Raw genomic sequence first — 18,054 nt, forward strand, 5'->3', positions numbered from 1 at the left:
GGGAACGCGGTCTGCTATTGCGCCGAACAGTAACAGGTTCTAGTTTGAAAATGTGGCCTACAACATAGCGGACCTGTTCGAACACGCGGTCGACCTGTTTCCGGACCGCAAGGCCCTGGCCTGCGAGGACATCGTCGTCAGCTACCGCGAGCTCGAGGAGCGCGCCAACCGCCTGGCGCACCACCTCGCCGCGCACGGTGTCGGCACCGGCTCGCACGTCGGGCTCTACACCCACAACCGGGTGGAGGCCATCATCTGGATGATGGCGGTCTACAAGCTGCGCGGCGTGATCATCAACGTGAACTACCGCTACGGCGAGCAGGAGCTGCGCTACGTGGTGCAGAACTCCGACATGGTCGCGCTGCTCACCGAGCGGGAGTTCGCCGACAAGGTGGCCGCGGTGCGCCCGGAGACCCCGACGCTGCAGCACGTGCTGGTGCTGGACAACGCCGACGGCGCCGCGGCGGGCACCGACTTCGAGGCTGCGATGGCCGGGGAGTCCGCGGAGCGCGACTTCGGCGAGCGCAGCTCCGACGACCTCTACATCCTCTACACCGGTGGCACCACCGGTCCGCCCAAGGGCGTGATGTGGCGGCACGAGGACGTCTGGCGGGTGCTCGGCGGCGGCGTCAGCTTCGTCACCGGCGAGGCGATGGCCGACGAGTGGGCCCAGGCCCGCGAGGGGGAGGCCTCCGGCGGCATGACCCGGCTGTGCCTGGCTCCGCTGATTCACGGCAACGCCCAGTGGGCGGCGATGCAGGCGCTCTTCGCCGGCGACACCGTGGTGCTGGTGCCCAAGTTCGACCCGGTCGCCATCTGGCACTCCATCGCCCAGCACAAGGTGAACGTGGTGGTGCTCATCGGTGACGCCATGGCCCGCCCGATGATCGAGGAGTACCTGCGCGGTGACTACGACGCCTCGTCGGTGTTCGCCATCTCCAGCAGCGCGGCGCTGTTCTCGCCCACCGTCAAGGACCAGTACCTGGACGCGCTGCCCAACGTGGTCATCACCGACGCCGTCGGCTCCTCCGAGACCGGCTTCAGCGGGATCGGCATGCTGACCAAGGACTCGGAGAAGTGGACCGAGGGCCCCCGCGTCAAGCTCATCCCCAACGCCATCGTCGTCAACGACGAGGGGAAGCAGGTGGAGCCCGGCTCCGGCGAGATCGGCCGGCTCGCCCGGGGCGGCTACATCCCGATGGGCTACTACAAGGACCCGGAGAAGACCGCCACGCTCTTCACCGAGGTGGACGGCAAGCGCTACGCCGTCCCCGGGGACCTGGCGCGCATCGAGGCCGACGGCACCATGACCCTGCTCGGCCGCGGCAACACCTGCGTGAACACCGGTGGTGAGAAGGTGTTCCCCGAGGAGGTGGAGGGTGCGCTCAAGGGCCACCCCGACGTGTTCGACGCACTGGTGATCGGCGTGCCCGACGAGACGTGGGGCCAGCGGGTGGCCGCCCTCGTCCAGCCCCGCCCCGGCACCTCTCCGGCGTTCGACGACCTGGACCGCCACGTCCGTGGTCAGCTCGCCGGCTACAAGGCCCCGCGCAGCCTCTGGCTGGTCGAGGAGATTGAGCGCCTGTCCACCGGCAAGGCGGACTACAAGTGGGCTCGGCAGCACGCCGAGCAACGACCTGAGGAGGACCTGTGCGCACCGCGCTCAGCGAACAGTTCGGCATAGAGCACCCGATCTTCGGCTTCACCCCGTCCGAGCACGTCGCCGCGGCCATCAGCCGCGCCGGCGGTCTGGGGGTGCTCGGCTGCGTGCGGTTCAACGACGCCGAGGAGCTCGACGCGGTGCTGACCTGGATGGACGAGAACACCGACGGCAAGCCCTACGGGGTGGACATCGTGATGCCGGCGAAGATTCCGCAGGAAGCCGCGTCCATGGACCTGCAGAAGCTCATCCCCGACGAGCACCGGGCCTTCGTGAACCGCACGCTGGACGAGCTCGGCGTCCCGCCGCTGGACGAGGACGAGGAGCGCAACGAAGGGGTGCTGGGCTGGCTGCACTCCATCGCCCGCTCGCACGTCGACGTGGCGCTGCGCCACCCGATCAAGCTGATCGCCAACGCGCTGGGGTCCCCGCCCAAGGACGTCATCGACCTGGCGCACGAGAAGGGCGTGCCGGTGGCGGCGCTGGCCGGCAAGGCCGAGCACGCGGTGCGGCACGTGGACAACGGCGTGGACATCGTCATCGCCCAGGGCTACGAGGCCGGCGGGCACACCGGGGAGATCGCCTCCATGGTGCTGCTCCCGGAGATCGTGGACGCCATCGGCGACCGCGCCTCGGTGCTGGCGGCCGGCGGCATCGGCTCCGGCCGGCAGGTCGCCGCCGCGCTAGCGCTGGGTGCCTCCGGGGTCTGGATGGGCTCCTACTGGCTGACCACCGCGGAGTACAAGCTCGGTGAGATGCCCGCCGACGACGGTGGGCCCTCCACGATGCAGCGGGCGCTGCTGGCGGCCACCTCCAGCGACACCGTGCGGATGCGCAGCTACTCGGGCAAGCCCGCCCGGCTGCTCAAGACCCGCTGGACCGAGGCGTGGAGCGCCGAGGGTGCCCCCTCCCCGCTGCCCATGCCGCTGCAGAACGTCCTGGTGGGGGAGGCGCACCAGCGCATCGCTCGCTCCACCGACCCCGGGGTGGTCTCCATGCCGATCGGGCAGATCGTGGGCCGGATGAACGAGATCAGGCCGGTGGCCGAGGTGATGGCCGACCTGGTGGGCGAGTTCGACGCGACGGTGTCGCGGCTGGACACGCTGCGCTGACGAGCCTTGGCTGAGCGCTTCCCACCGGGTGGGGCTTCTAGGGTGACGGGATGATCGCCCCCGTCGTCAGCCCCGCCTGGTGGGACGCCCACCGCACCGACGTCGTGCTCGCCGACGTGCGGTGGTACCTCGACGGCCGCTCCGGCCGCGCCGCCCACGAGGCGGGCCACCTGCCGGGGGCGGTGTTCGTCGACCTCGACCGGTGCCTGGCCGCCCCGCCGAGCCCGGAGCGGGGCCGCCACCCGCTGCCCGACCCCGAGGTGTTCGCCGCCGAGCTGGGCCGGCTGGGCATCGGCGACGACGACACGGTCGTGGCCTACGACGACGCCGGGGGGCGCAGCGCTGCCCGCCTGGTGTGGCTGCTGCGGGCCACCGGCCACGAGGCTGCGCTGCTCGACGGCGGGCTGGCGGCCTACCGGGGTCCGCTGGAGACGGCGCCCGTCCGCCGCGCGCCCACCACCTTCACCGCCCGGCCCTGGCCGCGGGAGCGGCTGGCGGACCTGGACGAGGTGGTGGCGCAGGCGGGCGGTGGCGCCGGCGTGGTGCTCGACGCCCGGGCCCCCGAGCGCTACCGCGGCGAGCAGGAGCCGGTGGACGCCCGGGCCGGCCACGTCCCCGGGGCGAAGAACCTGCCCACCCAGGCCACGCTGGCCGAGGACGGCACCTTCCTCCCGGCGGCCGAGCTGCGCCGTCGCTTCACCGCGGCGGGCGTGGGGGCGGGTGCGCCGGTGACCGCCTACTGCGGCTCGGGAGTGACCGCCTGCCACAGCCTGCTGGCTCTGGAGCTCAGCGGGCTGGGTGCCGGTCGCCTCTACCCGGGGTCGTGGTCGCAGTACAGCAGCGATCCCCGCCGCCCCGTTGCCACCGGGGCATCACCAGGTGGTGTCGTGGACCAGGAAAACTGCCTGTGACCTGGGACTTGTCGCCTCTCAGGGCGTGACGCAGGCCGCTTTCCGGGGCCGATTTCGGGGGTCCAGCCTGTGATCCGAGTCACCGATCCCGGGCTGCTGACAAAAGCGTCCCGTTTTGCGGACATGCCGGCTGACCTGCGGAAACGGTGACGTCGCGGGTCGCCGGGGAGGCGTTACCTACCCGAGACCTTGGCGCTGCGGGGCCTCGACGCACCCGTGCTCGGTCCGTACGTTCGTTTGTGGCCGGGAACAACCGGCCGACACCGGGCCCGCCGCGCTCAATCCTGTCCCGCGGGCATCCGGAACCTCCGATCTAACCAGGGACAGGGACGGAGGACCCACATCCAGGGGCACACCCGGGATGCCGGCCGGAACCGCTGATCAGCGGCTCTGACCTTGGGGTGAAGCCAGCAGGCCCAGCTCGTGGACCTGGTGGCCGGGCAACCTCTCAGCCCGAACCCGACAGCTGACTCCGCAGGCGCAGGGAGAGGATCTACCCATATGACTCGCAAGACCACCACCGCCTCCAAGCACTCCACCGGCGCCCGCAACGCCGCCAAGGTCGTCATCGCCGGCCTCGTCGTCGGTGCCCCGATGGCGATCTTCGCCTCGCCGGCCTCCGCCGCCGGCAACGACTGGGACGCGGTCGCGCAGTGCGAGAGCACCGGCAACTGGTCCATCAACTCGGGCAACGGCTTCTCCGGTGGCCTGCAGTTCACCCCGAGCACCTGGAAGGCCTTCGGCGGCTCGGGCTCGGCCCACAACGCCTCCAAGTCCGAGCAGATCGCGGTCGCCGAGCGCGTGCTCGCCGGCCAGGGCAAGGGTGCGTGGCCGGTGTGCGGCAAGAACCTCGGTTCGGGCAACGCCTCCGCCAGCAGCTCCACCGCGAAGGCCACCACCAAGTCAGCCCCCAAGGCGCAGGCCCCCAAGGCTGCGACCACGCAGAAGGCGCAGGCGCCCAAGGCCTCGGCTGCCAAGGCGCAGGCCCCCAAGGCCAGCACCGCCAAGGCACAGGCGCCCAAGGCTTCGGCTGCCAAGGCGCAGGCCCCCAAGGCCAGCACCGCCAAGGCACAGGCGCCCAAGGCCTCGGCTGCCAAGGCGCAGGCCCCCAAGGCCAGCTCCGCCAAGGCCACCACCAAGGCGAAGGCAGCCAAGTCCAGCGGCAAGACCTACACGGTGAAGTCGGGCGACACCCTGTCGTCCATCGCCTCCACCCAGGGTGTGAGCGGCGGCTACCAGGCGCTGTTCAGCATCAACAAGGGCAAGATCAGCAACCCGAACATGATCTTCGCGGGCCAGACCCTGACCCTCGCCTGATCCTGCTCACCCGGCTCGGCCTCGGCTGAGCCAGCTGAACCAGCACAGGACCCCGCCACCGCCACCGGCAACGGTGTGCGGGGTCCTGTGCTGTCTGCGTGGACGGCCGGAGGGCGGTGGCTAGGCGGGCTCCGCGGCCAGGGTGGCGCCCAGGCGCAGCAGCTGCGCCGTCGCCGCCCCCAGCTCGAACTCGTTGCGCTTGGCCGCGGTGAAGTACCGGTGCAGGGCGTGGTCGGTGTCGATCCCCACGCCGCCGTGCACGTGCACCGCGGTGTGGCTCACCCGGTGCCCGGCGTCGGCAGCCCAGAACTTGGCGGTGGCCACCTCCGCGGTGCTGGGCAGGTCCTCCGCCAGCCGCCACGCCGCCTGCCAGAGCGTGAGCCGGATGGCTTCCACGTCGATGTAGGCGTCCGCCAGGCGCTGGGCCACTGCCTGGAAGCTGCCGATGGGACGGCCGAACTGCACCCGCTCCCTGGCGTACTCCGCGGTCAGCTCCAGCGCCCGCTCGGTGACGCCCAGCTGCAGCGCACAGATCCCGACGGTGCCGCGGTCCACCAGCCAGGTCAGTGCCGCCTCGCCGTCGGTGCCGAGGACCCGGTCGGCGTCCAGGCGCACGTCGGTCAGCTCCACCAGGCCGGCGCTGCCCCCGTCCACCAGCTGCTGGTCCTGCACCTGCACGCCGGGATCGTCGCTGCGCACCAGCAGCACCACCGGGCCGGCGTCGGTGGCGGCCGCGACCAGCACGGCATCGGCCACCGGCGCCCAGGACACCGCGGACTTGGCGCCGTTGAGCACCCAGCCGTCGCCGCTGCGCTGTGCCCGGGTGCCACCGGTGCCGGGCTCGTCCACCAGCGCCACGGTGAGCACCAGCTCACCCGCCGCGGCCGGTGCCGCCCACCGCTCGCGCTGGCTGTCCGTGCCCAGCTCGGCGATGGCCGCGGCGGCCATCACCACCGACTGCAGGTACGGCACGGGCGCCACCGCCCGGCCCAGCTCCACCAGCACGCTGCACTGCTCGAGCAGGCCGAAGCCACCGCCACCCACCTGCTCGGGGAGGGCGGCGGAGAGCACGCCCGCGGTGGCCAGGTCGGCCCACAGCTGCTGGTCCCAGCGCGGCCCGGTCTCCACGGCGCGCAGCCGCTCCTGGGTCACCTTGTCGGTGAGGATCTGGCGAGCCAGGCCGCCGAGGTCCTGCTGGGCATCGGTCAGGGAGAAGTCCACGTCGAGCTCCTAGCGCTTGGCGGCGGGCAGGCCGAGGGCGAGCATGGACACGATGTCGCGCTGGACCTCGTTGGTGCCGCCACCGAAGGTGAGGATCAGCGAGGAGCGGTGCATCCGTTCGACGCGGCCCTGCAGCAGGGCCCCGGCCGAGCCGTGCCGGACCACCGCGCTGTTGCCCAGCACCTCCATCAGCAGCCGGTACGCCTCGGTGGCGAGCTCGGTGCCGAAGACCTTGGTGGCCGAGGCGTCGGCGGGGGTGGGGGCCTGGCCCACGCTCCAGGCGATCTTCCAGTTGATCAGCTTGAGGAAGTCGGCCTTGGCGTGCACCCGGGCCAGGTGCAGCTGCACCCACTCCTGGTCGATCACCCGGGTGCCGTCGGGCAGCTTGGTCTGCTGGGCCCACTCCCGCACCTCGCGCAGGGCGGTGCGCACCGGGGCGGAGGAGGTCAGGGCGACCCGCTCGTGGTTCAGCTGGTTGGTGACCAGCGGCCAGCCCGCGTTCTCCGCCCCGACCCGGGAGGTCACGGGGACACGGACGTCCTCGTAGTAGGTGGCACTGGTGCCGGGTCCGGCCATGGTGTGCACCGGCGTCCAGGAGAACCCGGGCGCGTCGGTCGGCACGATGAGCATGCTGATGCCCTTGTGCTTGGGTGCCTCGGCATCGGTGCGGCAGGCCAGCCACACGTAGTCGGCGTACTGGATGAGGCTGGTCCACATCTTCTGCCCGTTGACCACGTAGTCGTCGCCGTCGCGCACCGCCCGGGTGCGCAGCGAGGCCAGGTCGGTGCCGGCCTCGGGCTCGGAGTAGCCGATGGCGAAGTGCAGCTCACCGGCGGCGATGCGGGGCAGGAAGAAGGCCTTCTGCTCCTCGGTGCCGTACCGCATGATCGTCGGGGCCACGCTGTTCACCGTCAGGAACGGCACCGGCGCCCCGGCCACCGCCGCCTCGTCGGTGAAGATCAGCTGGTCCATCATCGGGCGGGCCTGCCCGCCGTGCTCGGTCGGCCAGCCCAGGGCCAGCCACCCGTCGGCGCCCATCTGGCGGACGATCTCCTTGTAGGTGTCGCCGGTGCCGTACTCGCCCTGCGTGGAGCTCATCGCCTCGCGGCGCTCCGGGGTCATCAGGCGCGCGAAGTAGCTGCGCAGCTCACGCCGCAGCTCCTCCTGCTCGGGGGTGTAGCTGATCCGCATGGGCCCTCCTGGCTGGAACAGGTTCTTGCGACACTAGCGCGGACCATTGCTTCTCGGTAGAACCGGTTCTAGTGTCGGTCAGGGCCTGCTCGCGAGGCGGCCGGGCCGAGTCGGTCACCGATCGTTCGCAGTGGAGGCATTCCGATGAAGGTCACTGTCGACTTCGACCTGTGCGAGGCCAACGGAGTCTGTGCCGGCCTGGCGCCCAAGGTCTTCGACCTTGACGACGACGAGCAGCTGACGATCTTGCAGCCGGAGCCGCCGGAGGAGCTGCAGGCGCGGGTGCGCAAGGCCGTGGAGCGCTGCCCCAAGAGCGCACTCGCCCTCGAGGAGTGAGGCCCGTCCGTCTTGGTGCTGTCGAGCCGGACGAGAACACGTTCTAGCGTCGAAAGTCCCGCCGCCCAGCCGACTCGAGGAGCACCGATGAGCTTTGCCCGCAGATCAGGTCCGACCGGTCGGGCGTGCCGCCGGTGAGCGAGAAGCCACTGGCCGGCAAGGTCGCCGTGGTCACCGGAGCCGGCGCCGGGCTGGGCCGGGCGGAAGCGCTCGCGCTCGCCACCCAGGGTGCCGACGTGGTGGTCAACGACATGGCCGACACCGACGTGGTGGACGAGATCAAGGCGCTCGGCGTGCGGGCGGCCCTGGTGCAGGGCGACGTGGGTGAGCGCACCACCGCCGACGAGCTGGTCCGCACCGCGGTGGAGGACCTCGGCGGGTTGCACGTGGTGGTCAACAACGCCGGCGTCACCCGCGACCAGATGCTGTTCAACATGAGCGACGCCGACTTCGACCTGGTGGTGCGGGTGCACCTGCGGGGGCACTTCCTGCTCACCCGCAACGCCGGCGCGTACTGGCGCGAGCAGTCCAAGCAGGCCGGCGCCCCGGTGTACGCCTCGCTGGTGAACACCTCGTCCGAGGCAGCCTTCTTCGGCCCCGCCGGGCAGGCCAACTACGGCGCGGCCAAGGCCGGCATCACCACCCTGACCATGACCGCCGCCAAGGCGCTGAGCCGCTACGGGGTGCGGGCCAACGCCATCTGCCCGCGGGCCCGCACCGCGATGACCGAGGCGGTCTTCGACGCCCCACCGTCCGACGGGCCCGACCCGCTCTCGGTGGACAACGTGGCCCCGCTGGTGGCCTACCTGGCCTCGCCCGCCGCCGCGGCCGTCAACGGCCAGGTCTTCGTGGTCTACGGCGGGAAGGTGGCGCTGATGGCGCCGCCGACCATCGAGCAGAAGTTCTCCTCGGCGGGTGCGATGTGGACCCCCGAGGACATCGAGCGCTCCATCGGCGGGTACTTCGCCGACCGCGATCCTGCGCGGATGTTCGTCAACACCGACCTCGCACACCTCGCCTGAGGAGGCCGCACCACCATGACACTCACCATGCAGCCCCGGATCGACGCGCTCGGGCTCAAGACCGGCCAGCTCCTGGTCAACGGCCAGTGGCGCGACTCCGCCGACGGAGCCACCTGGACCCACCACCACCCGGCCACCGGCGAGGCGGTCGGCGAGTTCGCCGTCGCCACCACCGCCGACGTGGAGGAGGCCGTGCAGGCGGCGCGCACCGCGTTCGACGACGGGGCCTGGCCCCGGATGCGGGCGGGCGAGCGGATCAAGCTGATCCACCGCTACGCCGACCTGCTGCGCGCCAACGGCGAGGAGCTCGCCGGGCTGCTGGCGCTGGACAACAGCGTGCCGCTGTCCTTCGGTGGCATCTACGCCGCCTCCATCGACGTGGCGGCCGACGTGTTCGACCACCACGCGGGGTGGATCGACAAGATCGGCGGCCAGACCCTGCCCGCGTACCAGGGTGGCGACCACGTGGCGATGACCTTCCGCGAGCCGATCGGCGTGGTCGCGGCGATCCTGCCGTGGAACGCGCCGTTCCTGCTCTACGCGCAGAAGGTGGCCCCGGCGCTCGCCGCCGGCTGCACGGTGGTGCTCAAGCCCTCGGAGTACGCCTCCTTCGCCGTGCTGCGCATGGTGGAGCTGCTGGTGGAGGCGGGCCTGCCCGACGGCGTGCTGAACGTGGTCACCGGCCCGGGCGAGACCGTCGGCGAGGCGATGATCACCCACGACGCGGTGGACAAGATCAGCTTCACCGGCAGCCGGACCATCGGCCAGCACATCCTGCGGGCCTCGGCGGGCACCCTCAAGCGGGTCTCGCTGGAGCTGGGCGGCAAGAGCCCCGCCATCGTCTTCCCGGACGCGCCCAACATCACCATGGCCGGCATGACCACCATGGGCACCGTGTCGATGGGGCTGTCCGGGCAGGCCTGCGTGGCGCACAGCCGGGCGCTGGTGCACCGCGACGCGATGGAGGAGTTCCTCGCCGGCGCGGAGATGATGGCCGGTGCCATCACCTACGGCGACCCGTTCGACCCGGCGGTGCTGGCCGCGCCGCTGATCAACGACAAGCAGCTGCAGCGGGTGCTGGGCTACCTCGACCGCGGCGCCGGCGAGGGCAGCCGCCTGGTCACCGGGGGGTCGCGGGTGGACGGGGACCTCAGCGCCGGCAACTTCGTGCAGCCCACGATCTTCGCCGACGTGGACAACCGCTCCAGCCTGGCCCAGGAGGAGATCTTCGGGCCGGTGCTGGCCGTCGTGCCCTTCGACACCGAGGAGGAGGCGATCCGGCTGGCCAACGACACCCAGTACGGCCTCGGCGCCGGGGTCTACACCAGCGACGTCAGCCGGGCCATGCGCATGGCCCGCTCGGTGCGGGCCGGCACCGTGGGCATCAACGGCTTCACCATCGAGCCGCACCTGCCCTTCGGTGGTTTCAAGGAGTCGGGCATGGGACGCGAGGGCGGGCAGAGCGCCATCGAGGCCTACACCGAGCTCAAGACGGTGCTGCTGCCGCTGACCGACGAGGTGATGTGATGGCCGACCTGGCCGGCAAGGTCGCCATCATCACCGGTGCCGCGGGCGGGCAGGGCGCCGCAGCGGCGCGGCGGTTCATCGAGGAGGGCGCCCAGGTGATGATCGCCGACATCGACGACGTCAAGGGTGCCGCCCTCGCCGACGAGCTGGGGGAGCACGCCCACTACCGGCACCTGGACGTGGGTAACGAGGAGCAGTGGGCCGACCTGGTCGAGGAGACCGTGGCGCTGCTCGGCAAGGTGGACGTGCTGGTGAACAACGCCGGCATCCTGATGTTCTCCGCGCTGGCCGACACCACGCTGGAGCAGTACGAGCGGGTCATCCGGATCAACCAGGTGGGCACGTTCCTGGGCATGCGGTCGGTGGTCAAGCCGATGACCGCCGCCGGCGGCGGGTCGATCATCAACACCTCCTCGATCGAGGGCCTGGCCGCGGTGCCGCTGCTGGTCGCCTACTCCTCCAGCAAGTTCGCCATCCGGGGTATGAGCAAGGTGGCGGCGATGGAGCTGGGCGAGGTCGGCATCCGGGTGAACTCGGTGCACCCCGGGATGATCGACACCAACATGGTGTCCACCGCGGCCGGGGGTGGCGAGGTGGACCTCTCGCCGGCCGGGCGGAAGGTGGCGCTGCGCCGGGTGGGCCGCCCGGAGGAGATCGCCGAGGTGCTGGTGTTCCTGGCCAGCGACAAGAGCTCGTACTGCACGGGGGCCGAGTTCGTGGCCGACGGTGGCGCCACCGCCACCCACGCGTTCAACTTCGCCGGCTAGCAACCCGCACCCGGGCCGGGGAGCCTGCCGTGGCGGCGGCTCCCCGGCTCAGGCGGTGGTCTCCTCCGCGAGGTCGGGCCGGCCGAGCGCGCTGAGGAAGGACCGGGCCCAGCGGTCGACGTCGAAGGTCATCACCTGGCGGCGCATGGCTCGCATCCGTCGGCGGCCCTCGTCCTCGGTCTGGTCCAGCGCCTCCACCAGGGCCGCCTTCACCCCGTCGAGGTCGTGCGGGTTGACCAGGTACGCCGAGCGCAGCTCGGAGGCTGCCCCGGTGAACTCGCTGAGCACCAGCGCGCCGCCGAGGTCGCTGCGGCAGGCCACGTACTCCTTGGCCACCAGGTTCATGCCGTCGCGCATGGGGGTCACCAGCATGACGTCGGCGGCCACGTAGAAGGCGATGAGCTCCTCGCGGGGGACCGGCCGGTGCAGGTAGTGCACGGCGGGGTGGCCCACCTTGGAGTACTCCCCGTTGATGCCGCCGACCTCGCGCTCGATGTCGCCGCGCATCTTGATGTAGCTGTCCACCCGCTCCCGGCTGGGGGTGGCCAGCTGGATCATCACGGTGTCGTCGGCGTCCACCCGGCCCTCGGCCAGCAGCTCGCGCAGCGCGAAGAGGCGCACGTCGATGCCCTTGGTGTAGTCCAGCCGGTCCACGCCCAGCATGATGCGGCGCGGGTGCCCGAGGTCGCGGCGGATCTCCTTGGCCCGAGCCTGCACGCGGGGGCTGCTGGCCAGCTTGGAGATCTCCGCGGAGTCGATGGAGATGGGGAAGGCACCCACGTGGGCGGTGCGGTCGTCGATCTGCACCGTGCCCATCCGCGAGCGCACACCCACCGAGGCCCGGGACGCGTTCTGGCCAGCCAGCCGGCGGGACAGGTAGAGGAAGTTCTGCGCGCCGCCGGGCAGGTGGAAGCCGATCAGGTCGGCGCCCAGCAGGCCCTGCACGATCTCCCGGCGCCACGGCAGCTGCATGAACAGCTCCACGGGCGGGAACGGGATGTGCAGGAAGAAGCCGATGAGCAGGTCCGGCCGCAGCTCTCGCAGGTACTGCGGCACCAGCTGGAGCTGGTAGTCCTGCACCCACACGGTGGCACCGTGCGCGGCGGTGCGCGCGGTCTCCTCGGCGAAGCGCCGGTTGACCCGGACGTAGGTGTCCCACCAGGTGCGGTTGAAGTCCGGGTGCACGATCACGTCGTGGTACAGCGGCCACAGAGTGGCGTTGGAGAACCCCTCGTAGTACTCGGCGACCTCGTCGGCGCTCAGGCGCACCGGGTGCAGCCGCAGGCCGCCCTCCTCGAAGGGTTCGACGTCCACGTCGGCCACGCCGGTCCAGCCGACCCACGCGCCGTCCTGGCTGCGCAGCACCGGCTCCAGCGCGGTGACCAGCCCGCCGGGGCTGCGCTTCCACCGGTCGGGACCACCCTCGACGCGCTCGAGGTCCACCGGAAGCCGGTTGGCGACCACGACGAATTCGGACTGGCCGTGTTCCTGGGTCTCGGGCGTGCTCGTCTCGGTCACGCGATCAGCCTAGTTGGCCGGGGACTCGAGGTGCTGGTCGAGACAAGGACATTCCGTCTCGGTCGACGCCGAGACGGCTTGTGCCCCAGGTGCGCCCGCGGCCGGCACGGGGCCGAGCGCGGGCGGCCGTGGGACGGGTCTAGCTGTTGGAGTGTGGGCCCACGCCGAGCATGTCGAGCAGCATGATGCACTCGGCAGTGTCGTTCGAGTGCGCCGCGATCACGCGCTGGGCCTTGCGTGCGGTTTCCTGAGTGACGGTCTCCACGACCTCACCATCTTCCAAGTTGGTAGCGACGTCACTGGTCTCGCCAGCAGACTTGGTTCCGTTCACCTGTGCCATGTTGCGGCACCCTCCTTCATCTCTTTCTCAGTCCTCGACCAGCACCTCCCGGTTCGCGCGACGGCGCTGGCCGAGAATTGCCCGACGCTCGCCCTCACCGAGCCCACCCCATACTCCGTAAGGCTCGCCGACGAGCAACGCGTGCTCGCGGCACTGTACGACCACCGGGCACCGTCTGCACACTTGCTTGGCCTCCGCCTCTCGGCGGGCACGCTCGGATCCGCGCTCGTTCTCGGGGTGGAAGAAGCGGGACTCCTCGAGGCCGCCGCACGCGCCGTGCTGCTGCCACTGCCAGTCTTCCACCAGGGGCAGGGCGAGCCGCGCCACAGTCGTCATGTCTCGGCCACGCCTCCTCAGCTGAGTCCCCCCACGACGGCCGCCGGCCGGCCGGCGACGGGGTGTCGGAGGCGCTGCGCGGTGAAGTGTGGGCTAAGCGTAGAAGCACTGTGGCCCAACGATCAAGGGTTCATGCGGCTGACCTCGTGCGCAGCCTCGGCGCGAGGGTGGTGCGGAACCGCTTGGCGAGCCACTCGCCGAACACCACGCCGGCCGCGAGCGCGGCTCCGGTGGCCAGTGCCGCGCTCATCTCCGACAGGCCCATGACCGCGTCGTCGTTGGTCATCGCGTACAGCCCGCGGTACACCGCCAGGCCCGGCAGGAGCGGGGTGATGCCTGAGACGGCAATCACCAGCGGCGGGACCCGGTAGCGCCGGGAGAGCACCCCGCCGGCGAAGCCGACGAAGGCGGCCGCCGCGCCGGACGCCATCAGGGTGCCGCCGGCCAGGTTGGACAACAGGCCGAAGGCCAGGAAGCCGACCGCCCCCGCCGCCGCTGCGAAGGCCAGGGCCCGGCGCTCGGCGTAGCAGGCCAGCGCGAAGAAGCCCGCTGCCGCCGCAGCCCCGAGCACCTGCACCGGCAGCCGGGACAGGCTGGTGGTGCTGGCGAGCAGCGGCGGCAGGTCGACGCCCACGCCCGAGGCGAACTTCAGCGCCAGGCCGACGCCGACGATGATGCCGGCGGTGAGCATCAGCACCTCGGTGAAGCGCGCCGCGGCGGTGACCATCGCGCCGGTGATGGCGTCCTGCATGGAACCCACCAGCGACAGCCCGGACAGCAGCACGATCACTCCGGCCGCCGCCACCTGGGAGGGGCGCACGGTGAGGTGCAGGGGATCCTGCACCGCGTAGAGCAGAGCCGCGGGCAGGGTGGCGATGAAACCGCCCACCACCTGCTGGAAGAAGCCGGGCAGGCCGGTGCGGTTGAGCACCCGTCGGGTGCGGTCGATGACCACGGCCGACAGCAGCGCCACCAGCGCCACCAGCCACTCACCACCGACCAGCACCGCGATGCTGGCGGCCATGCCGGCCCACGCCAGGGTGGAGACCCACCGCGGGTAGGGGTGCGGAGCAGTGGTGATCTTGTCCAGGGCCTGGTGCGCCTCGCGGGCGCTGAGCGCGCCGGCCTCGGCGTCGCAGATCACCCGGTCGACGTCGGCCAGGCGGGTGTAGTCCAGCGAGCGGTAGTTGACCACCCGCATGGTGTTCACCGGCGGGCTGGACAGCCCGCGGTGCGCGCTGATGGTGATGGCCGTGTAGGTGATGTCCACCTCGCACCGGGGCAGTCCGTAGGCCGAGGTGAGGGTGAGGATGTCGGCGGTGACGTCAGCGGTGGCCGCTCCGCTGGAGAGCAGCACCTCGCCGACCCGCAGCGCCAGGTCGAGCACCTCGGCAATGGCCGCCTCGCCGGTGAAGGCGGGCGCGGGGCCGGTGGGGTACTGGGCCGGCGCGGCGAACTGCACCGTGCTCGGGTCCTTCTGCCGCACCACGGGCGCGCGCGGGGGGCGCCGAGGTGGGGGGACGGAGGACGGGTGCAACCCGCTCCCGGCGCCGCTGCCCCGGATGGGCTCGTTGCCCCTGACCCACTGCACTACCAACACCTCGTGTTCTCGCCGACGACGGCCCACCGCTGCGGGGCCTTCCCCCCATGGTCCCGCCTGCGTCCCGCGGACCAAGCCTCTCAGCCATGAGTTGCCTCACAACCAGCTCGGTGCACCGGTCGCGAGCGCGTGCGGCCCCTTGCTCAGCCGTCGGTGACCTCGTCGCTGGCCAGCAGGCCGGTGTCGGCCAGCGCCTCGGCCAGGCTGTCGTGCCGGAAGACCGAGGTGACCTGGTCGTGCACCACGCGGAAGGCGGTGGCCACGGCCTGGCGCTGCTCCTGCTCGGCGCCGGAGAGCTCCTCCTCCACCACGACCACCCCGTGGTGGACGAACATCCGTCCGGGGGACACGGTGCCGCGGAAGCGCTCGGCCCACTCGCGCAGCGCCGCGATCCCTTGGCTGGCGCCGGTGGGGGTGGCGAGCTCGACGTCGTCGCTGGACAGGTTCAGCAGGGTGTCCAGGTCGTGCCCCGTGAGGGCGTCGTGCCAGGCCAGGACGGTGGCGATCTCCGAGGTGCTCACCCTTCTGACCGTAGCGCCGCCGTCGGATAGCATCACGCCGCACACTCGCGCCGGGTTAGCTCAGCTGGTAGAGCACCGCTCTTGTAAAGCGGTTGTCGTCGGTTCGAACCCGACACTCGGCTCCACCCCTGGCTCCTGCCCCGGCGGGCGCGCCCCCAGCTCCTCGGCCAGCCCGGTGAGGGCCTCGCTGCACCCGAGCTCCACCCTCACCGCGGCCAGCGGGTCGCCCCGGGTGGCACCACGGTTGACCACCACCACCGGGCGCCCGGTCCTCGCCGCGTGCCGGACGAAGCGCAGGCCGGACATCACGGTGAGGGACGAGCCGGCCACCAGCAGGGCCTCGCTCTCCTCCACCAGCGCGAAGGCCCGCGCCACCCGCTCCTTGGCCACGCTCTCGCCGAAGAACACGATGTAGGGCTTGAGCAGCCCGCCGCAGGCCAGGCAGTCGGCCACCCGGAAGCCGGCGGTGGCCGAGACCACCGCGTCGGCGTCCGGAGCCACCTCCACGTCACCGAGCTCGAGCACCCCCTCGGTGAAGCCGGGGTTGAGCGCGGTGAGGCGCCCGGCCAGCTGGGCACGGCTGGTCAGCTCGCCACACCCGAGGCACACCACCCGCGCGTAGGTGCCGTGCAGGTCGATCACCCGGCGGCTGCCGGCGGCGCTGTGCAGCAGGTCCACGTTCTGGGTGATCACCCCGGTCAGCACCCCGCAGCGCTCCAGCTGGGTCAGCGCGCGGTGCCCGGCGTTGGGCCGCTTGGCCCGCAGCTGCAGCCACCCGACGTGGTTGCGCGCCCAGTAGTGCCGGCGGAACACCGGATCGCCGATGAACTGCTGGTAGGTGATGGGGTTGCGCGGCGGCGAGCCGGGCCCGCGGTAGTCCGGGATGCCGGAGTCGGTGGACAACCCGGCCCCGGTCAGGGCCGTGACGCGGAGCCCGGCGAGGACGTCGACCGCGCGGCGCAGCGCGTCCCTGGCGGCCAGCTCCCGCGCCGAGGTGGCTGCGGTGGAGGGCACCTGGCGAGGGTACGTCCCGGGTGCGGGGACGGTGCCTGGCGAGCGTCGCTCCGCCAGTGTTGGATGGAGCCATGCCCCTTGAAGGAGAGTACGAGCCCAGCACCCAGGAATGGGTCCGCAAGCAGGTCGAGGAGATCGAGGAGTCCGGCGGTACCCGCGGCAACTTGCTGAACGGCATGCCGGTGGTGGTGCTCACCACCAAGGGCGCCAAGTCGGGCAAGCTGCGCAAGATCCCGCTGATGCGGGTGGAGCACGACGGTGTCTACGCGGTGGTGGCCTCGCTGGGCGGAGCCCCCAAGCACCCCGTCTGGTACTACAACATCAAGGCCAACCCGGTGGTGGAGCTCCGGGACGGCACCACGGTGCGGGACATGACCGCCCGTGAGGTGACCGGCGAGGAGAAGCAGGTGTGGTGGGAGCGGGCCGTGGCGGCGTACCCCGACTACGCCGACTACCAGCGCAAGACCGACCGGGACATCCCGGTGTTCGTGCTGGAGGCGATCACTCCGCAGTGATCCACTCGCCTGGGCGCCCAGCCCGCGGTACGTGGCCGGGCGCGAGGACTTGTCGTGCGCGGTGACGGTGACGGCTGGGCCGTGGGGCCGGACGGCGCCAAGCGGTGGGGCCGCCACGGCGCGGCCGGCCTGCTGCTGCGCGCGCCCCGGGCCGGGGTGGCCGCCGTGCTGCTGCAGCACCGGGCCGTCTGGAGCCACCACGGCGGCACCTGGGGGCTGCCGGGGGGTGCTCGAGACAGCCACGAGTCGGCGGCCCAGGCGGCCCTGCGGGAGGCCGCGGAGGAGACCGGGGTGCGCAGCGAGGACGTCACGGTGCGCGCGGAGCGGGTGACCTCGTCGGTGCCCGAGGGGTGGAGCTACACCACCGTGGTGGCTGATGCCGCCCACGAGCTGGCCACCGAGCGAAACGGCGAGAGTGCCGAGCTGCGCTGGGTGGCCGAGGACGCGGTGCCCGAGCTGGAGCTGCACCCTGGGCTGGCGGGCAGCTGGTCGCTGTTGCGCGCCCGGCCGCTGCTGCTGGTGCTCGACTCCCGCCTCCCGGGCCTGCCCGACGGGCTGGCCGCGCAGCGGACGGTCGAGCTGCCGGACCGCACGTTCGGCTGGGTCAGCGAGATCCAGGTGTGCCCGGACCCGGCCACGGCCGCGCACGGGCGGTCGGGCCTGGTGGTGGTGGTCACCGCCGACCGCGGGCTGCACGCGCAGCTGCCCCCGGAGGTCCTGGCGGTGGAGCCGGCGGCCCTGACGGCGTGGTTCGGATGAGCTCGTCCTCCTCCCGCACCGCAGTGCCGGAGGAGGAGCCGGACTACCGGTTCACCCTGGCCAACGAGCGCACCTTCCTGGCCTGGATGCGCACCGCCCTCGCCCTCCTCGCTGCGGGCGTCGCCGTGGTCCAGCTGGTTCCGGAGTTCTCCGTGGCCGCAGTGCGGATCGGCGTCGGCGTCACCCTCGGCGTGCTGAGCGTGGTGATGTCGGTGGGCGGCACCTGGCGCTGGTACGCCACGCAGCGGGCCATGCGGCGCGGTCACCCGCTGCCGCGCACCTGGCTCACCTGGATCCTCGGGGGCGGGCTGATGCTGGTGGCGGCGCTGGCCGTGGTGCTCCTGCTCGGCGAGCACTGACGGTGCCGGTCCGGCGGGCTGCGACCGC

The 18,054-nt window shown here is 71.9% G+C and carries 18 protein-coding genes, 1 tRNA gene, 1 pseudogene and 1 riboswitch; of the genes and pseudogenes, 12 read left to right on the plus strand and 8 right to left on the minus strand.

Annotated features, from left to right (window positions below):
* Positions 1–52 precede the first annotated feature (52 nt).
* The 4 genes from ELX43_RS02010 to ELX43_RS18135 all read left to right on the plus strand — a co-directional run bounded on the left by ELX43_RS02010 (position 53) and on the right by ELX43_RS18135 (position 5,000).
* On the plus strand, positions 53–1,684 hold the full coding sequence (locus ELX43_RS02010; RefSeq protein ID WP_127781913.1) for an acyl-CoA synthetase: 1,632 nt from the start codon (positions 53–55) through the stop codon (positions 1,682–1,684).
* Positions 1,651–2,772: a nitronate monooxygenase family protein gene (locus ELX43_RS02015; RefSeq protein ID WP_127781914.1), complete on the plus strand. Its 1,122-nt coding sequence runs from the start codon at positions 1,651–1,653 to the stop codon at positions 2,770–2,772. The genes ELX43_RS02010 and ELX43_RS02015 overlap by 34 nt, the downstream gene beginning before the upstream one ends.
* 50 nt (positions 2,773–2,822) lie before the next feature.
* Complete coding sequence (locus tag ELX43_RS02020) at positions 2,823–3,683, plus strand: sulfurtransferase (RefSeq protein ID WP_127781915.1); 861 nt, start codon at positions 2,823–2,825, stop codon at positions 3,681–3,683.
* Between the two features lie 296 nt (positions 3,684–3,979).
* A riboswitch (cyclic di-AMP (ydaO/yuaA leader) is annotated at positions 3,980–4,178 on the plus strand.
* 6 nt (positions 4,179–4,184) lie between these two features.
* The gene (locus ELX43_RS18135) at positions 4,185–5,000 is read left to right on the plus strand and encodes a transglycosylase family protein (RefSeq protein ID WP_164860551.1); all 816 of its coding nucleotides are present in this window, start codon (positions 4,185–4,187) and stop codon (positions 4,998–5,000) included.
* A 120-nt stretch (positions 5,001–5,120) separates the two neighbouring features.
* On the opposite strand, the gene ELX43_RS02030 is transcribed toward ELX43_RS18135, so the two are convergent.
* Both ELX43_RS02030 and ELX43_RS02035 read right to left on the minus strand, forming a co-directional pair.
* Positions 5,121–6,221 (minus strand): acyl-CoA dehydrogenase family protein, encoded by a 1,101-nt coding sequence (locus ELX43_RS02030; protein ID WP_127781916.1) that lies wholly within the window; start codon positions 6,219–6,221, stop codon positions 5,121–5,123.
* Between the two features lie 9 nt (positions 6,222–6,230).
* Positions 6,231–7,412, minus strand: coding sequence for an acyl-CoA dehydrogenase family protein (locus ELX43_RS02035; RefSeq protein WP_127781917.1), 1,182 nt, complete (start codon positions 7,410–7,412; stop codon positions 6,231–6,233).
* Between the two features lie 144 nt (positions 7,413–7,556).
* Between ELX43_RS02035 and ELX43_RS02040 the strand changes: the two genes are divergently transcribed.
* The 4 genes from ELX43_RS02040 to ELX43_RS02055 all read left to right on the plus strand — a co-directional run bounded on the left by ELX43_RS02040 (position 7,557) and on the right by ELX43_RS02055 (position 11,064).
* Positions 7,557–7,748, plus strand: coding sequence for a ferredoxin (locus tag ELX43_RS02040; RefSeq protein WP_127781918.1), 192 nt, complete (start codon positions 7,557–7,559; stop codon positions 7,746–7,748).
* 134 nt (positions 7,749–7,882) lie between these two features.
* Positions 7,883–8,770: a 3-oxoacyl-ACP reductase gene (locus ELX43_RS02045; RefSeq protein WP_206518072.1), complete on the plus strand. Its 888-nt coding sequence runs from the start codon at positions 7,883–7,885 to the stop codon at positions 8,768–8,770.
* Between the two features lie 15 nt (positions 8,771–8,785).
* On the plus strand, positions 8,786–10,297 hold the full coding sequence (locus tag ELX43_RS02050) for an aldehyde dehydrogenase family protein (protein WP_127781920.1): 1,512 nt from the start codon (positions 8,786–8,788) through the stop codon (positions 10,295–10,297).
* Positions 10,297–11,064, plus strand: coding sequence for a glucose 1-dehydrogenase (locus ELX43_RS02055; RefSeq protein ID WP_127781921.1), 768 nt, complete (start codon positions 10,297–10,299; stop codon positions 11,062–11,064). The genes ELX43_RS02050 and ELX43_RS02055 overlap by 1 nt, the downstream gene beginning before the upstream one ends.
* A gap of 48 nt (positions 11,065–11,112) precedes the next feature.
* Here ELX43_RS02055 and ELX43_RS02060 read toward each other — a convergent pair whose 3' ends face one another.
* From ELX43_RS02060 to ELX43_RS02080, 5 genes are all read right to left on the minus strand, one after another.
* Entirely contained in the window at positions 11,113–12,582 is a 1,470-nt protein-coding gene (locus tag ELX43_RS02060; protein ID WP_127781922.1) for a trehalose-6-phosphate synthase, read from the minus strand.
* A 139-nt stretch (positions 12,583–12,721) separates the two neighbouring features.
* Positions 12,722–12,922 (minus strand): hypothetical protein, encoded by a 201-nt coding sequence (locus ELX43_RS02065; RefSeq protein ID WP_127781923.1) that lies wholly within the window; start codon positions 12,920–12,922, stop codon positions 12,722–12,724.
* Positions 12,923–12,949: 27 nt separating this feature from the next.
* A complete protein-coding gene (locus ELX43_RS02070) occupies positions 12,950–13,258 on the minus strand; it encodes a WhiB family transcriptional regulator (RefSeq protein WP_127781924.1) in 309 nt (102 codons plus the stop codon).
* Positions 13,259–13,388: 130 nt separating this feature from the next.
* Positions 13,389–14,747, minus strand: a complete 1,359-nt coding sequence (locus ELX43_RS02075; RefSeq protein WP_127781925.1) for a threonine/serine exporter family protein — start codon at positions 14,745–14,747, stop codon at positions 13,389–13,391.
* Between the two features lie 254 nt (positions 14,748–15,001).
* A complete protein-coding gene (locus ELX43_RS02080) occupies positions 15,002–15,379 on the minus strand; it encodes a nuclear transport factor 2 family protein (protein WP_127781926.1) in 378 nt (125 codons plus the stop codon).
* Between the two features lie 49 nt (positions 15,380–15,428).
* Here ELX43_RS02080 and ELX43_RS02085 point away from each other — a divergent pair.
* Positions 15,429–15,504, plus strand: a tRNA-Thr gene (locus ELX43_RS02085).
* Between the two features lie 37 nt (positions 15,505–15,541).
* Here ELX43_RS02085 and ELX43_RS02090 read toward each other — a convergent pair.
* Positions 15,542–16,360: pseudogene (locus ELX43_RS02090) on the minus strand (Sir2 family NAD-dependent protein deacetylase); the annotation flags it as partial.
* 104 nt (positions 16,361–16,464) lie between these two features.
* On the opposite strand from ELX43_RS02090, the gene ELX43_RS02095 reads away from it, so the two are divergent.
* The 3 genes from ELX43_RS02095 to ELX43_RS02105 are packed head-to-tail and all read left to right on the plus strand — an operon-like array spanning position 16,465 to position 18,026.
* Positions 16,465–16,908, plus strand: a complete 444-nt coding sequence (locus ELX43_RS02095) for a nitroreductase family deazaflavin-dependent oxidoreductase (protein ID WP_127781927.1) — start codon at positions 16,465–16,467, stop codon at positions 16,906–16,908.
* Between the two features lie 54 nt (positions 16,909–16,962).
* The gene (locus ELX43_RS02100; protein ID WP_127781928.1) at positions 16,963–17,667 is read left to right on the plus strand and encodes an NUDIX domain-containing protein; all 705 of its coding nucleotides are present in this window, start codon (positions 16,963–16,965) and stop codon (positions 17,665–17,667) included.
* On the plus strand, positions 17,664–18,026 hold the full coding sequence (locus ELX43_RS02105) for a DUF202 domain-containing protein (RefSeq protein WP_127781929.1): 363 nt from the start codon (positions 17,664–17,666) through the stop codon (positions 18,024–18,026). The genes ELX43_RS02100 and ELX43_RS02105 overlap by 4 nt, the downstream gene beginning before the upstream one ends.
* The last annotated feature ends 28 nt before the right edge of the window (positions 18,027–18,054 follow it).

Origin of the sequence: Rhodococcus sp. X156, from assembly GCF_004006015.1 — a bacterium.
Lineage (GTDB): Bacteria > Actinomycetota > Actinomycetes > Mycobacteriales > Mycobacteriaceae > X156.

Excerpts from the sequence above, each read along its gene's own strand:
- ELX43_RS02020 (WP_127781915.1), top strand. The coding sequence starts at position 2,823 with ATGATCGCCCCCGTCGTCAGCCCCGCCTGGTGGGACGCCCACCGCACC.
- ELX43_RS18135 (WP_164860551.1), top strand. The coding sequence starts at position 4,185 with ATGACTCGCAAGACCACCACCGCCTCCAAGCACTCCACCGGCGCCCGC.
- ELX43_RS02035 (WP_127781917.1), bottom strand. The coding sequence starts at position 7,412 with ATGCGGATCAGCTACACCCCCGAGCAGGAGGAGCTGCGGCGTGAGCTG.
- ELX43_RS02040 (WP_127781918.1), top strand. The coding sequence starts at position 7,557 with ATGAAGGTCACTGTCGACTTCGACCTGTGCGAGGCCAACGGAGTCTGT.
- ELX43_RS02050 (WP_127781920.1), top strand. The coding sequence starts at position 8,786 with ATGACACTCACCATGCAGCCCCGGATCGACGCGCTCGGGCTCAAGACC.
- ELX43_RS02055 (WP_127781921.1), top strand. The coding sequence starts at position 10,297 with ATGGCCGACCTGGCCGGCAAGGTCGCCATCATCACCGGTGCCGCGGGC.
- ELX43_RS02065 (WP_127781923.1), bottom strand. The coding sequence starts at position 12,922 with ATGGCACAGGTGAACGGAACCAAGTCTGCTGGCGAGACCAGTGACGTC.
- ELX43_RS02070 (WP_127781924.1), bottom strand. The coding sequence starts at position 13,258 with ATGACGACTGTGGCGCGGCTCGCCCTGCCCCTGGTGGAAGACTGGCAG.
- ELX43_RS02095 (WP_127781927.1), top strand. The coding sequence starts at position 16,465 with ATGCCCCTTGAAGGAGAGTACGAGCCCAGCACCCAGGAATGGGTCCGC.
- ELX43_RS02105 (WP_127781929.1), top strand. The coding sequence starts at position 17,664 with ATGAGCTCGTCCTCCTCCCGCACCGCAGTGCCGGAGGAGGAGCCGGAC.